Here is a 14423-nt window from a genome sequence, read left to right as displayed (position 1 = left end):
CCCAGAACATGTCGCGAGGCGCCCCCGCTCAGCCCGCCAGAGCCTCCTCGAGCTCGCGCGCGAGACGCTGCTTTTCCTCGGCCCGGGGCGGCGAGAACCGCGCCAGCAGCAGATAGGCGACCGGCGTCAGATACAGCGTCGAGAGCGTGGCCAGCCCCAGCCCGCCGACGATGACCCAGCCCAGCGCCTCGCGCGCCTCGGCGCCCGCCCCCGAGGACAGGATCAGCGGCAGGCCGCCCAGCACGGTCGAGACCATGGTCATCATCACCGGGCGCAGCCGGATCGTCGCCGCGTCGTAGATGGCCTCGCGCACCGTCGCGCCGCCGTCGCGCAGCTGGTTCGCGAATTCGACGATCAGGATTCCGTTCTTGGCCATGATGCCCACCAGCATCACCAGCCCGATCTGGCTGTAGACATTAAGGCTTTGGCCCGTCAGCAGCAGCGCGAAGATGGCGCAGGCCAGCCCCAGCGGCACCGTCGCCATCACCACGATGGCCGAGATGAAGCTTTCGAACTGCGCGGCCAGCACCAGAAACACCACGGCGATGGCAAAGCCGAAGATGATCAGAAGCCCGGAATTGGTCTCGCCCATGGTGGCCGCGGCGCCCTTGGGCAGGATCCGGTTGTCGTCGGTCAGCAGCCCGTCCGACAGCTGGACGATCCGCTCGAAGGCGCCGCCCAGCGACTGGCCCGGCCCCAGATCGGCCGAGATCGAGACCGCGCGGCTTTGATCCAGCCGGTCGAGATCGGGCGCGACGGGCCGTTCCTCGAGCCGCACGAAGGTCGACATCGGGACCATCCGCCCGCCCGCGCTTTTGACGAAGATGTTCTCCAGATCGCCCGGGTCGTCGACCGGCTCGGCCGAGGACACAAGCTGCACGTCGTAATTCTGGTCGCCGACGAAGACCGACACGACGCTGCGCCCGTTCAGGAAGGCCCGAAGCGCTTCGCCCAGCCCCGAGATGTCGATGCCCAGATCGGCCGCGCGAGTGCGGTCGACCTCTACGAACAGCTCGGGCTGGGTGCGCTCGAAATCGAGCCGGACCTCGCCGAAGGCGCCGTCATCCTGCATCCGCTCGACCAGCGCCTGGGCGGTCTCGGCCAGCCGGTCGTAGCTTTCGCCGGTCAGCGCCACGCTGATGCCGCTGCCAGCGCCGCGAATGCCCAGCGAATTGGGCTGGATCGCAAAGGCGCGCACCCCGATCACGGCGCGCAGCCGGGCGTTGATATCGGTCACGATCTCGTCCTGGCTGCGCGCGCGCGCCTCCCAGGGGGCAAGCGTGAAGACCATGAACCCGCGGCTGTCCGACCCGCCCGAGCCCGCGATGGAAAAGATGTTGACGATCTCGCCCGATTCGCGCAGCGGCGCGATGGCGTCCTCGATCTCGGCCATCTTGGACTGGGTATAGTCCAGCGACACGCCCTGCGGCGCCTGGATGCGCAAAAGCGCGACCGACCGGTCCTCCTTCGGCGTCAGCTCCTGCCGCACGCCGCCCGCCACCAGCAGGGCCGTCGCGGCGAACAGCCCGGCCGCCAGCACCACCACGACGGGCATGGCCAGCGCCCCGCCGAGGGTGCGGCGGTACAGCCCGGCCAGCCCGGCGCCGATCCGCGCGCCAAGGCCCCGCTCGGTCCCGGGCGCGCGGGCCAGCATCCGGCTGGCCAGCACCGGACACAGCGTCAGCGCCACCACAGAGGAAATCGCCACCGCCATTGCCAGCGTGAAGCCGAATTCGCGGAACAAGCCGCCCGCCTGCCCCGGCAGGAACGACAGCGGCACGAAGACCGCAGCCAGCGTCGCCGTGGTGGTGACGACGGCAAAGAAGACCTGCTTGGTGCCCAGCACGGCGGCGGCACGCGGCCCCATCCCCTCGGCCCGGCGGCGGACGATGTTTTCCAGCACCACGATGGCGTCGTCGACCACCATGCCGGTCGCCAGCACCAGCGCCAGCAGCGTCAGGATATTGACCGAGAAGCCCACCAGATAGATCGCGGCCAGCGTGCCGATCAGCGAAACCGGCATGGTCAAGGCCGGGATCAGCGTCGCACGGATGTCGCGCAGGAACAGGAAGATCACCAGAACCACGATGGCGACCGCCAGCCCCAGCGTGTTCAGCACCTCGGCGATGGCGCCCTTGATGAAGACCGCGTCGTCCGAGGTGACGAAGATCGAGATGTCGTCGGGCAGGCTGCGGTCCAGTTCGGCCACGGTGCGGCGCACCTCGCGCGAGATGTCGAGCGTGTTGCTGCCCGCCTGCCGGATCACCCCCATGCCGATCCCGGTCCGGCCATTGGCGCGCAGGACCGAGGTGTTGGGCTCGGGGCCCAGATCGACCCGCGCCACGTCCCGCAGGAAGACATTGGGGGCGATGCGCAGATCCTCGAAGGCCTCGGCCGACACGACCATGGCGGTGGTGCGCACGCTGAGACTCTGCCGCCCGCCCTCCAGATCGCCCGCGGCGGCGTTGAAGCCCGCATCGGACAGCGCCTCGGCCAGATCGGCCAGCGTCAGCCCGCGGCTGGCCAGCCGCGCCTGATCAACATCGACCCGGAAGATCGGCGCCCGGTCGCCATAGACCTGCACATCGGCCACGCCCGGCAACGAGACCAGCCGGTCCTCGATCCGGTCCTCGACGATTTCCGTCAGCGCCTCGGCCGAGCGCCGGGACGAGGTCACCGCGACCCGCATCACCGGCTGGGCATCGGCATCGGCCTTGACCACGCGGGGGTCGTCGGCCTCGTCGGGCAGGTCGCGCTGGATGCGCGCGACGGCATCGCGGGTGTCGCTCGCGGCCACGTCGATATCGACGTTCTCGGCGAATTCCAGCGTCACCCGGCTGCGTCCGAAGCGCGAATTCGACTCGATCGAGCGAATGCCCGAGACCCGGCCGACCGCGCCCTCGATCCGGCTGGTGATCTCCTGATCGATGGTCTCGGGGGCTGCGCCGGTGAACTCGGTGGTGACGGTGACGACCGGGCGGTCGACATTGGGCAACTCGCGGATCTCGACCCCGAAAAGCGCGGCGAGCCCCGCCAGAACGATCAGCGAGCTGACCACCAGCGCCAGAATCGGACGGCGCACGAAGAGCGAGGTGCCACCCGATTCGGCCTCGCGCATCGCCTCTTGCAGCATGGCCCCGCCTCCCTAGCCCGCGTCGCCCGGCGGGCGCGGCAGGCCAAGCCCCGCCTGCGGCCCGACGATGCGCAGTTCGGCGCCCTCGCGCAGCGTCTGCAGCCCCTCGGCCACCACCTGATCGCCCACCGCCAGATCGGCCTCGACCAGCACGCTGTCGGCATTGCGCTGGCGGATCGCGACCGGCACCCGCGCTGCGCGCCCGTCGCGCACCGCCCAGACATAGGCGCCCGCGCTGGACCATTGCACCGCCAGCGGATCGACCATCGGCAGCGGTTCGCCCTCGAAATTCAGCGTCACCTCGAAGGACATGCCCCCGCGCAGAAGATCGTCGGAATTGTCCAGTTCGCCCTGCACCCGCAAGGTCCGGCTGGCCGCGTCGACGGCATTGTCGATGGCATGAACCCGGCCCTTCAGGGTCAGGTCGGGCATGCCCAGCGGCCGCGCGGTCAGCGGCAGCCCCTCCCTGATCTGGCCCACCACCCGTTCGGGGACGTGAAAGTCGATCAGGATGCGGCTGCGGTCGGCGATGGTGGCCAGCGCGTCCTGGCTGGACACCCGGTCGCCCACCGCGATGTCGAGAACCCCCGCCCAGCCCGCGAAGGGCGCGCGCACGGTGCGTTCGGACAGATCGAATTCGGCCTGGCGCAGTTCCAGCTCGGCGGTGCGAAGCGCCAGATCGGCCTCGCGCCGCCGCACCTCGGTCACGGCCCCCGTGGTTTCCAGCCGGGTCACCCGGTCGGCCTCGTCGCGGGCGTCTTCCAGAACCAGCCGCGCACGGTCGAGCGCGATCCGCTCGGCCTCGTCGTCGAGCCGCACGATCAGAGCGCCCGCCGCCACCCGTTCGCCGTCGCGGATGCCGATCTCGACCACCTCGCCCGCGACCTTGGACCGCACCGTCACCGCGCGCAACGCCCGGCCGTCGCCGATGGCCGCCACCCGGTCCTGGATGCGGCCCTCGCCGACCTCGGACACGGTGACAGCGGCGGGGCCGCCCGGCCGGGCACCCGATCCCGCACCCCCGGCAGGCGCGGCCGGGTCGAGCCCGATCAGCGCGGACACGCCCAGACGGTCAAGCACCGGCCGCGCTCCGGGCACGAAGGCGATCCAGAGCGCGAGCGTCCCTGCCAGGAGCAGGACGGAGAACCCGATTTGCCGTACCATGCACCTTCCCGTGGAAGCGGTCCTGAGACGATCCTAATCGCTCCTGCGCAAGATAGGGAGCGATTGCGGGATTAACAGACGCTCCAACGCCTTGCCGGGTCCGCTTTCGCCGCGACACGTCATCTGCCCTGCAACCGTCGCGCGACAGCCGTGCGACCGGATGCCCCCTGCGGCAGCGCGTCCCGCGACCGCAAAGACCGGCCGCTGTCACGGAATTTTCTTGCAGCGACTCGCGAAAAGCCCCATATGGCACGTCGCGACGTTACCTCTATCGACCACTGTCTTCGCTCAAGCGGCCGTCAGTACCTCGATCGATCCCTGACGAGCCGAGCCGCTGCACTTCCGCGAGCGGCACCACATGAGGAGACACACGGGATGGCTACCGGCACCGTGAAATGGTTCAACAGCACCAAAGGCTTCGGCTTCATCGCCCCGGACGGCGGCAAGAAGGACGTGTTCGTGCACATCTCTGCCGTGGAACGCTCGGGCCTGACCGGCCTGCAAGACGGCCAGAAGGTCTCGTTCGAGATCGAAGCCGGCCGCGACGGCCGTGAATCGGCTGTCAAGCTGGTCGCTCTCTAAAGACCGCAGACACACGACGGGCCGGACGCGCCTTTCGCGCAGCCCGGCCCGATTGCCGTCGATCCGCCGCCCCTTGCCGGGCGGTGCGATCCGGTATCCTTCCGATCAGAACAGTTTCCCGGTCAGATCATGGCCCAGTCGGTAAAGCGCCAGGTCGGCGGCGTTTCCCGTTCGTCCCGGGGTTTCGGGGTGCGGCGTTCGCGTTTGCGGGTCATTTTCGTCTCCCTTCTTCGGTTCTTGCGTTCGCGACAGACCCTCAACGCGGCCCGGCGCGATCCCGTTTCACGGGCACGGTCACAGCGGCTCACGATCCTGTCAGATCCGCCCTGCGCCGCCCCGATCCCGACTGCGGACAAGGCGATCCTGCTCCCGACGCGTCAACGCACAGTCAATGCCGCGCGGCGCCTGCCGCCCCGCGACGTTGACCGGATTCCCGTCCCGGTGTAGGCCGAGGCGACCGGCCGCATGCGGCCGCAGACGGGGGAGACAGGGATGGAACCGGGACGACGCCTTGCCGGGCTGCTGGCCTCGGCCGCCGCCGCGATCTGGACCGCCGGGGCCGCGCTGGCGCAGGACTACACTTTCAAGCTGCACCATTTCCTGCCCGCCACCTCGCCCACCCAGACCGAGACGCTGGACCCTTGGGCGCGCGCGGTCGAGGCCCGCTCGGGCGGCCGGGTCAGGATCGAGATCTATCCCTCGATGACGCTGGGCGGACGCCCGCCCGAACTGGTCACCCAGGCCCGCGACGGGGTCGTGGACCTGATCTGGGTCGTGAACGGCTACACCCCGGGGCTGTTCCCCCGGACCGAGGTGATGGAACTGCCGAACGTCTATGTGAACGATCCGGGTGCGGCCAATCTGGCGCTGGCCGATCTGTTCGAGACCGACCTCAAGGACGACTACAAGGGCCTTGAGGTGATGTTCCTGCATGTCCATGCCGGAAACGGCATCGCGCTGCGTGGCCCCGAGGTGCATGCCCCCGCCGATCTGGCGGGCCGCAAGATGCGCATCCCGTCACGCACCGGCGCCTGGGTGCTCGAGGCTTTGGGCGCGGTGCCGGTGGCGATGCCGGTGCCCGACCTGCCGCAGGCGTTGCAGAAGGGCGTGGTCGACGGCGCGCTGGTGCCCTTCGAGATCGTGCCCGCGCTGAAGCTGCAGGACCAGACCGACCGGCTGATCGAGGGCGACCGCAACACCCGCTTCGGCACCACCACCTTCCAGCTGTCGATGAACAAGGCGCGCTGGGACAGCCTGCCGCCCGAGATCCAGACCGCGTTCCGCGAGGCCTCGGGGCCGGAATGGCTGGCCGAGCTGGGCCGGATCTGGCGCGGCACCGAAGAGACCGGCGTCGCCATCACCACCGCTGCGGGCAAGGCCCATCAGGTGCTGAGCCCCGCCGAAACCGAGGCCTTCCGCACCGCGCTCGAGCCCGTTGTCGACCGCTGGATCGAGGATGCCGACAGCCGCGGCATCGACGGCGCGGGTCTGGTCGCCCGCGCCCGCGCCGCGGTGGCGGCCCATTCCAGCCGATGAGGCTGCGGCGCGCGCTGGCCGCCGCGGTCGAGATCTGGGCGCTTCTCGGCGGGCTGGTGCTGGCGGGTGTCGTCGCGCTGAACGTGGTCTCGATCCTCGGCGGCCTGCTCGGTCGCCCGATCCCGGGCGATTTCGAGCTGACCGAGATCGGCACTGCCATCGCGGTCTTCGCCTTCCTGCCCTGGTGCCAGCTGACCCGCGCCAATGTCACCGCCGATGTCTTCACCATGGGCGCGTCGCGGATCTGGGCCGCACGGATGAGCCTTGCCGGATCGCTGGCCGCCCTTGCCGTGGCCGGGGTCCTGCTTTGGCGGATGAGCCTCGGGCTCGGCGATCAGCAGGCCTATGGCTACACCACCGCGATCCTGCAGATCCCGCTCTGGCCCTGTTTCCTGCCGGTGCTGGCGTCGCTGGCGCTGCTGGCGCTGGCTGCGGTGGCGACGCTGACCGAGGACGCCGCCGCGGCGCGCGGGAGGCGGAATGCCTGATCCGATGATGCTGGGCCTGATCGGGCTTGGCGCGCTGGTCCTGCTGATCGCGGCGCGGATGCCCATCGCCTATGCGATGATCCTGATCGGCGGCGCGGGCATCGCCGCTCTGAACGGCCCGGCGCTGCTTCTGAACCAGCTCAAGACGCTGGCCTGGGGCCAGTTCTCGATCTACGACCTGACGGTCGTGCCGCTTTTCGTGCTGATGGGGGCGCTTGCCGGGCGGGCGGGCCTGTCGGCGGCGCTCTTCCGGGCGGGGGCGGCCTGGCTTGGCTGGATGCGCGGCGGCACCGCGATGGCCGCCATCGCCGCCTGCGCGGGCTTCGGCGCGGTCTGCGGCTCGTCGCTCGCCACCGCCTCGACCATGGGCAAGGTCGCCCTGCCCGAGCTGCGCCGCCAGAATTATTCGGGCGCGCTGGCGACCGGCACGCTGGCCGCGGGCGGCACGCTCGGCATCCTGATCCCGCCCTCGGTGGTACTGATCCTCTATGCGGTCCTGGTCGAGGCCAATGTCGTCACCATGTTCATGGCAGCCCTCGTGCCGGGCGCGCTGGCGGTCCTGCTGTTCCTTCTGACCATCGCGGGCTATGTCGCGCTCCTCCCCGGCGCCGGGCCCGCCCATGCCCCGGCCGGGCGGGCCGAGTTCCGCGCCGCGACCCTGGGCGTTTTGCCGGTGCTGGGCATCTTCGCGCTGGTGCTGGGCGGCATCTATCTGGGGCTTTACAACCCCACGCCCGGGGCGGCCGTGGGCGTTGCGCTGGTCTGGGTCTATGGCACGCTCCGGGGGAGGCTCGGCCCTGGCGCGCTCCGCGCTTCGGTGCTGGAAACCGCCGCGACCTCGGGCATGATCTACCTGATCCTGCTGGGTGCCGAGCTGATGAAGATCTTCATGTCCCGCGCGGGCCTGCCGCAGGCGGGCGCCGAATGGATTGCGGGCGCGGGGCTTGCGCCGCTCGCGGTGCTGGTGCTGCTGCTGGCCGCGCTGATCGTGCTGGGCTGCCTGATGGACAGCCTGTCGATGATCCTTCTGGTCATCCCGTTCTTCTGGCCGGTGTTGGTCGAGGTCAATGGCGGGCTTTACCAGATGGCCGAGGGCGCAGGCTTCGGCATGGGCACCGAGGATCTGAAGATCTGGTTCGGCATCCTCGCCCTCATCGTCGTGGAACTGGGGCTGATCACCCCGCCCGTCGGCATGAATGTCTTCGTGATCTCGTCGCTCGCCCGCGACGTGCCGATGGCCGAGACCTTCCGGGGCGTGCTGCCCTTCTTTCTGGCCGAGCTTCTCCGCGTGGGCCTCTTGCTGGCCTTCCCGGCGCTGGTGCTGTGGCTGCCGCACGCCCTTGGCGACTGAGCAGCTCAGTCCAGCGTCTTGCGGAATCGCGTCAGCGCCGCCAGCGCCAACACCAGCACGAAAAGCCCCAGCGCCAGGAACGACCCCGAGACCGTCGCAAGCCCCGCCCCCTTCAGCATCACCGCCCGGATCAGCCGCAGGAAATGGGTCAGCGGAAAGATCTCGCCCAGCGCCTGCGCCCAGCCCGGCATGCCGCGATAGGGAAACATGAAGCCCGACAGCATCAGCGAGGGCAGGAAGAAGAAGAAGGTGATCTGCATCGCCTGCATCTGGGTCCGCGCCACCGTCGAGATCAGATAGCCGAGGATCACCAGCGCCATCACGAAGACGAAGACCCCCGCGAGGATCAGGGTCAGACTGCCGACGAAGGGCACGCCGAAGACCAGCCTTGACGCCGCCAGCACCACCACGACCTGCACCGCCCCCACGCCCAGATAGGGCACGATCTTGCCCAGCATGATCTCCAGAGGCGTCGCGGGCATCGACAGCAGGTTCTCCATCGTGCCGCGCTCGGTCTCGCGGGTCAGCGCCATCGCGGTCATCATCACCATGGTCAGCTGCAGGATCACCCCCAGAAGGGCCGGCACGATGTTGTATTGCGTGACGCCCTCGGGGTTGTAGCGGCGATGGACGACGACCGAGAGCCCGGGCGCGGGCGCCGCCGCGCCGGTCTCGCGCGACAGCGCCTGGGCCGCCACCGTGCCCAGCGTCGAGATCGCGCCCGAGGCGACCGAAGGGTCGGTCGCGTCCGCGTCGATCAGGATCGAGGGGCTTTCGCCCCGCATCACCCGGCGCCCGAAATCGGACGGGATCGTCACCACGAAGGACACATCGCCCCGCGCGATCATCCGCTCGGCTTCGGCCGCGGTCGCGTCGGGTGCGACGAAGCGGTAATAGCCGGTCAGCTCCAGCGCCGAGACCATCGCCCGGGTGAACCGGTCCTGAGTCGGCGCGACGAGGGCTGCGGGCAGCTCCTTGGGGTCGGTGTTGATGGCAAAGCCGAACAGCATCAGCTGGACCAGCGGGATCCCCAGCATCATGCCGAAGGTCAGCCGGTCGCGCCGCATCTGGATCGTCTCCTTGGCCAGCAGCGCCATGAGCCGCCCCAGCGACAAAACCCGCCCGATCATGCGTTGTCCCTCGCCTCGCCCATGAGCTTGATGAAGACGTCCTCGAGGCTGGTCTCGGCCGGGTCGATCCGCGCGCCGGTCTCGGCCGCCACCGGCGCGACCGCCCGGCGGAGCCGGTCCGGGTCGCGCCCCACCACATGCAGCGTCGCGCCAAAATGGGCGACCTGCTCGACGCCCTCGGCGCCGTCGAGCGCGCGCGCCGCCTCTGCGGTCCGCCCGCCGGTCAGCACCAGCGTCGAAAGCCCGGCCCCCGCCACCACCTCGGCCACCGTGCCATGCGCGACCAGCCTGCCGTAAGAGATATAGGCGATGCGGTGACAGCGCTCGGCCTCGTCCATGTAATGGGTCGAGACCAGCACCGTCAGGCCCTCGGCCGCGCGGGCATGGATCTCGTCCCAGAATTCGCGCCGGGCCTTGGGGTCGACCCCGGCGGTGGGCTCGTCCAAAAGCAAGAGGTCGGGCTTGTGCATGAGGCAGGCCGCCAGCGCCAGCCGCTGCTTCCAGCCGCCCGACAACGCCCCGGCCAGCTGGCCCCGGCGCGAGGTCAGCCCCAGATCGGCCAGCGTGTCGCGCACCGCGCGGCCCACCGGCCGCATGCCGTATAGCCCGGCGACAAAGCGCAGGTTTTCCTCGATGGTGAGGTCCTCGTAGAAGGAAAACCGCTGGGTCATGTAGCCGACCCGGCGCTTGATGGCGCGGCGCTCGCGCCGGATGTCATGGCCCAGCACGCGGCCCTCGCCGCCATCGGGTTCCAGCAACCCGCACATCATCCGGATCGTGGTCGTCTTGCCCGACCCGTTCGGCCCCAGAAACCCCGCGATCTCGCCGCGTGCGACCGACAGCGTCACCCGGTCCACCACCACCCGGTCGCCGAACCGCTTGGTCAGACCGGAGACGGCGATCGCAGGTTCGGGGACAGGTTCGGCGGAGGGGTCGGTCATCTGCCGGGCTCCGCCAGCCGCACATCGACGATCTGGCCGGGCTTCAGCCCCCCGACCCCCGGCTCGGCCCCCTGCTCAGGCCGCGCCTCGACCAGATAGACCAGCTTCTGGCGGCTTTCGAGCGAGTAGATCACCGGCGGCGTGAACTCGGCGGCCTCGGCGATATAGGTGATGCGGGCGGACAGGTCCGGCGCGCAGCCGTCGCAGCCGACCGCCAGCCGGTCGCCCACCGCCACTGACGACAGCGCGGGTTCGGGGATATAAAGCCGCAGCTTGACCGCCCCCTCGCCCAGCACCGACAGCACCGGCGCCGAAGGCCCGGCGATCTCGCCCGCGGTGCGGATCACGTCGAAGACGGTGACCGGCTCGTCGAGGCTGAGCGTCCGCTTGTCCAGGGCCCAGCTGGCCCTGTCGCGGGCGGCGCGGGCGCCCAGAAGCGCGGCCTCGGCCTCGGCGATGGCTTGCGGGCGGGCGGGCAGACGCGCGACCGCCAGATCGGCCTCGACCTGCGCCACGCGGGCATGGGCCACTTCGGCCGCGGTGATCGCATCGTCGCGGTCGGCCTCGTTGGCAACGCCCCGGGCGGCCAGCCGGGTCATCCGTTCACGCTGACGGTCGGCCTCGGCGGCTTCGGCCCGGGCCGAGGCCAGCGTCGCTTCGATAACCCGGATCTCTTCGGGCCGCTTGCCCTGGCGCAGGTCGGCCAGATGGCTTTCGGCCTGGGCCTCGGCGGCGGCGGCCTGGGTCAGCGCGATCTCGGCATCGCGGCGTTCCATCCGCGCCAGCACCGCGCCCGCCGGGACCCGGTCGCCCCGCGCCACGGCGACGGAAACGATCTGCGCGGTCTCGACCGGGGCGACCAGGGTGAACTCGCCCTCGACATAGCCGGTCGCCAGCGGCGGCGGCACACAGGCCGGGAGCAGCGCGGACAGGACGGGAAGCGCGCAGAGAAACCCGATCATCGGCGGTGACTTTCGATCATGGCGGAAAGGTTCGCGGCCAGCAGCCTGGCGATGGCCTCGGCCTCGTCCGGCCCGACGGCAGCCCAGTCGAGCCGCCGGGCGATCACCGGCTGGGCGATGCGGAAATAGACGGCCTGGCCGATGGCCGCGAAGACGGCCAGCTTGACCGCATCGCTCTCGGCCGGTTGCCCGGTCGCCCGGCCCCAGAGCGTGCAAAGCGCGCGGTGGCGGGGTTCCAGCACCGAGGCATAGATCACGTCGGCGGCCTCGCCCGGGTCGGTCAGCTCGCGCAGCATGAAGGCCACCGCATCCGCAGCCGCCGGGTCCGCGACGATGAAGCCGACAAAGCGGCGCAGCGCGGCATCCAGCAGCGCCTGCGCGCCCTCGGGCGTCTCGGGCAATGCCCCGGCCCCGTCAAGGGGGCCGATGGCGCTGCCGATCCTCTCGGCCACGGCCTCGGCACAGGCCCGGCGCAGCCCGGCCTTGCCGCCGAAATGATAGGCGATCGAGGCGACATTGGTACCCGCCCGCGCCGCGATCTCGCGGGTCGAGGTGGGGGCAAAGCCGCGATGGCCGAACAGATGGAGGGCGGCCTCGATCAGGGTCTCGGGCGTGCTGCGGGGGGCGGGATCGTCGGACATGGCCCGACATTAATCAAACGATTGACCAAATTCAATCACTTGATTGACCCCGGCGGCGCAGTCTCTCAGAGCGGCGCCAGCAAGGCGTTCTGATCGACGAGGAAGCGTTCCGACATGGCCAGACAGGCCCCGCCCAGGGCGCGCGCATCGGGGCCGACGGTGCCCGCCATGATCACCGGCGGCTGGATGCCCGTCGTGTCGATCCGGCTGAAGGCCACGCGCACCTCCTCGACCAGCCGGGCCCGGACCGAGGCCGGCATCCAGCCGTCGATCAGCGCCGCGCCGATGTCGAGCACCGATCCGGTGGCGGCGATGGCCACCGCGATGGCCTGCGCGGCCAGCAGGATCCATTCCTGCAGGATGATCTCGTCGATCGCCCAGGCGTCGGGCGAGGTCCAGAGCGCCTCGGCATCCTCGTTGTTCTCGGCCAGCATCCGTTCCAGCGTCGCCAGCGACGCGACATCGATCAGCTGCGTGCATTTGCGGCTGTCGCACAGCACCGGCATCGAGCCCAGCGCCCCGGCATTGCCGGTGTTGCCGGTGAACAGGCTGCCATTGAGCACGATGCCGCCGCCGATGAAGGAACCGATGAAGAAATGCACGAAATCGGGCGGCACCTCGGCGCTGCCCAGCACCAGCTCGGCGCCGCAGGCCGCCGAGGCATCGTTCTGCAGATAGACGGGAAAATCGACCCGCTCGGCCAGTTCGCTCCGCAAATCGCGCACCCGCCAGGCATCCATATCTGCGCGCGGCGCCCCGATCGACTTGATCCAGTCCCACATCCGGAACGGAATCGCGATGCCAAGACCCGAGATCCGGTCCGCATGGGACTGCGGCACCTGCCCCATGATCTCCTCCATCCCGGCCAGCGCGAATCGCAGCACCGAATCGGGGGTCGGATAGGCATGGCGCGTGCCGACCCGGGCCAGCACATCGCCCAGGAAATCGGTCAGCACCAGTTGCAGGCTGCGCCGCCCCACCTTGAGCCCGAAGAAGAAAGCCCCGTCCGCCGCCAGCCCGATCGGCACCGAGGGCTGGCCGACCTTGCCGCGCACCGGCGCGTTGCGCACCAGCAGCCCGTCGGCCTCGAGTGCCCGCATGATGACCGACACGGTCTGCGCCGACAGCCCGGTCATCCGTGCGATCTGCGCCTTGGGCAACGGCCCGGTCCGGCGCAGGATGGTCAGCACCAGCCGCTCGTTATGCGCCCGCATCCCGCTTTGATTGGTTCCGCGGACCATGGGTCGTTGCAGCAGCGCAAGCTTGTTCACAGGGGTCTCCATCCCGAAATCGCCGCGAAAATGCCCATGGTATGCCATTTTGTCAATAAATAATTCATTTGGATTTATTTATTGACAAAAGCCCTCCGACTGCCCCCAAATTCGCCCGACCCGGAACCGGAAAACCGGCCGAGTCGCTGCTTTGGGAGGAGAGACCATGCCACGACCCGCCAGAAGGCCGGGCCTGACGCTGGGGGCTGTTACCCTTGCGCTTCTGGGTTCCGGGGCGGCAGCCGCCGATCCCGTCGGGGCCTGCCTGATCACAAAGACCGACACCAATCCGTTCTTCGTCAAGATGCGCGAGGGCGCGGCCGTCAAGGCCCGCGAGCTGGGCATCGACCTCGACAGCTATGCCGGCAAGGTCGACGGCGACAACGAGACTCAGGTCGCGGCCATCGAGACCTGCATCGCCAATGGCGTCAAGGGCATCCTGCTGACCGCGTCGAACACCTCGGCCATCGTGCCCGCGGTGCGGCAGGCGCGCGAGGCGGGCATTCTGGTGATCGCGCTCGACACGCCGCTCGACCCGATCGAGGCGGCCGACATGACCTTCGCCACCGACAATTTCAAGGCGGGCGAGCTGATCGGCCAATGGGCGCGCGCCCGGCTTGGCACCGACGCGGACACCGCCCGCATCGCGCTTCTGGACCTCGACATCAGCCAGCCCACGGTGGGCGTGCTGCGCGACCAGGGCTTCCTTGAGGGCTTCGGCATCGACATCGCCGATCCGAAGAAATGGGGCGACGAAAGCGACCCGCGGATCGTCGGGCACGATGTCACCCAGGGCAATCAGGAAGGCGGCCGCCGCGCGATGGAGAACCTGCTGGCGACCGATCCGTCGCTGAGCCTCGTCTACACCATCAACGAACCGGCCGCCGCCGGGGCCTATGAGGCGCTGAAAGCGGTCGGCCGCGACGGCGCCGTCACCATCGTCTCGGTCGATGGCGGCTGCCCCGGCGTCGAGAACGTCAAGGCGGGCGTGATCGGCGCCACCTCGCAGCAATACCCGCTGCTGATGGCCTCGAAGGGCATCGAGGCCATCGCCGCCTTCGCGGCGGATGGCACCCGGCCCGAGGCGACCGAGGGCAAGAGCTTCTTCGACACCGGCGTCACCCTGGTCACGGACGCCCCCGTCGAGGGCGTCGAGTCGATCTCGGCCGAAGAGGCGCTTGGCCTCTGCTGGGGCTGACCGGCCCCCTCCCCGTCCGCGCGGGG

The 14423-nt window shown here is 69.8% G+C and carries 12 protein-coding genes; 5 read left to right on the top strand and 7 right to left on the bottom strand.

Annotated features, from left to right (window positions below; all coding sequences use genetic code 11):
- Positions 1-28 precede the first annotated feature (28 nt).
- Both C8N38_RS16290 and C8N38_RS16285 read right to left on the bottom strand, forming a co-directional pair.
- Positions 29-3133, bottom strand: a complete 3105-nt coding sequence (locus C8N38_RS16290; protein ID WP_108028212.1) for an efflux RND transporter permease subunit — start codon at positions 3131-3133, stop codon at positions 29-31.
- A gap of 12 nt (positions 3134-3145) precedes the next feature.
- The gene (locus C8N38_RS16285; protein WP_108028211.1) at positions 3146-4297 is read right to left on the bottom strand and encodes an efflux RND transporter periplasmic adaptor subunit; all 1152 of its coding nucleotides are present in this window, start codon (positions 4295-4297) and stop codon (positions 3146-3148) included.
- A 375-nt stretch (positions 4298-4672) separates the two neighbouring features.
- Between C8N38_RS16285 and C8N38_RS16280 the strand changes: the two genes are divergently transcribed.
- The 4 genes from C8N38_RS16280 to C8N38_RS16265 all read left to right on the top strand — a co-directional run bounded on the left by C8N38_RS16280 (position 4673) and on the right by C8N38_RS16265 (position 8254).
- The gene (locus C8N38_RS16280; RefSeq protein ID WP_075785262.1) at positions 4673-4879 is read left to right on the top strand and encodes a cold-shock protein; all 207 of its coding nucleotides are present in this window, start codon (positions 4673-4675) and stop codon (positions 4877-4879) included.
- Between the two features lie 492 nt (positions 4880-5371).
- The gene (locus C8N38_RS16275) at positions 5372-6415 is read left to right on the top strand and encodes a TRAP transporter substrate-binding protein (RefSeq protein WP_108028210.1); all 1044 of its coding nucleotides are present in this window, start codon (positions 5372-5374) and stop codon (positions 6413-6415) included.
- On the top strand, positions 6412-6903 hold the full coding sequence (locus C8N38_RS16270) for a TRAP transporter small permease (protein ID WP_108028209.1): 492 nt from the start codon (positions 6412-6414) through the stop codon (positions 6901-6903). The genes C8N38_RS16275 and C8N38_RS16270 overlap by 4 nt, the downstream gene beginning before the upstream one ends.
- Complete coding sequence (locus C8N38_RS16265; RefSeq protein ID WP_108028208.1) at positions 6896-8254, top strand: TRAP transporter large permease; 1359 nt, start codon at positions 6896-6898, stop codon at positions 8252-8254. Before C8N38_RS16270 ends, C8N38_RS16265 begins: the two co-directional genes overlap by 8 nt.
- 5 nt (positions 8255-8259) lie before the next feature.
- On the opposite strand, the gene C8N38_RS16260 is transcribed toward C8N38_RS16265, so the two are convergent.
- The 5 genes from C8N38_RS16260 to C8N38_RS16240 all read right to left on the bottom strand — a co-directional run bounded on the left by C8N38_RS16260 (position 8260) and on the right by C8N38_RS16240 (position 13199).
- Entirely contained in the window at positions 8260-9381 is a 1122-nt protein-coding gene (locus tag C8N38_RS16260; RefSeq protein WP_215731167.1) for an ABC transporter permease, read from the bottom strand.
- A complete protein-coding gene (locus C8N38_RS16255) occupies positions 9381-10325 on the bottom strand; it encodes an ABC transporter ATP-binding protein (RefSeq protein WP_108028206.1) in 945 nt (314 codons plus the stop codon). Before C8N38_RS16255 ends, C8N38_RS16260 begins: the two co-directional genes overlap by 1 nt.
- Entirely contained in the window at positions 10322-11287 is a 966-nt protein-coding gene (locus C8N38_RS16250) for an HlyD family secretion protein (RefSeq protein ID WP_108028205.1), read from the bottom strand. Before C8N38_RS16250 ends, C8N38_RS16255 begins: the two co-directional genes overlap by 4 nt.
- Positions 11284-11928 (bottom strand): CerR family C-terminal domain-containing protein, encoded by a 645-nt coding sequence (locus C8N38_RS16245; RefSeq protein WP_108028204.1) that lies wholly within the window; start codon positions 11926-11928, stop codon positions 11284-11286. Before C8N38_RS16245 ends, C8N38_RS16250 begins: the two co-directional genes overlap by 4 nt.
- 65 nt (positions 11929-11993) lie before the next feature.
- Complete coding sequence (locus C8N38_RS16240) at positions 11994-13199, bottom strand: ROK family transcriptional regulator (protein WP_342750311.1); 1206 nt, start codon at positions 13197-13199, stop codon at positions 11994-11996.
- Positions 13200-13365: 166 nt separating this feature from the next.
- On the opposite strand from C8N38_RS16240, the gene C8N38_RS16235 reads away from it, so the two are divergent.
- Positions 13366-14397 (top strand): sugar ABC transporter substrate-binding protein, encoded by a 1032-nt coding sequence (locus C8N38_RS16235; protein ID WP_108028203.1) that lies wholly within the window; start codon positions 13366-13368, stop codon positions 14395-14397.
- The last annotated feature ends 26 nt before the right edge of the window (positions 14398-14423 follow it).

Source organism: Rhodovulum kholense, from assembly GCF_003053725.1.
GTDB classification, from domain to species: domain Bacteria; phylum Pseudomonadota; class Alphaproteobacteria; order Rhodobacterales; family Rhodobacteraceae; genus Rhodovulum; species Rhodovulum kholense.
Note: the sequence above shows the minus strand (reverse complement) of the source record. Positions and strands in the feature narration are given on the sequence as shown.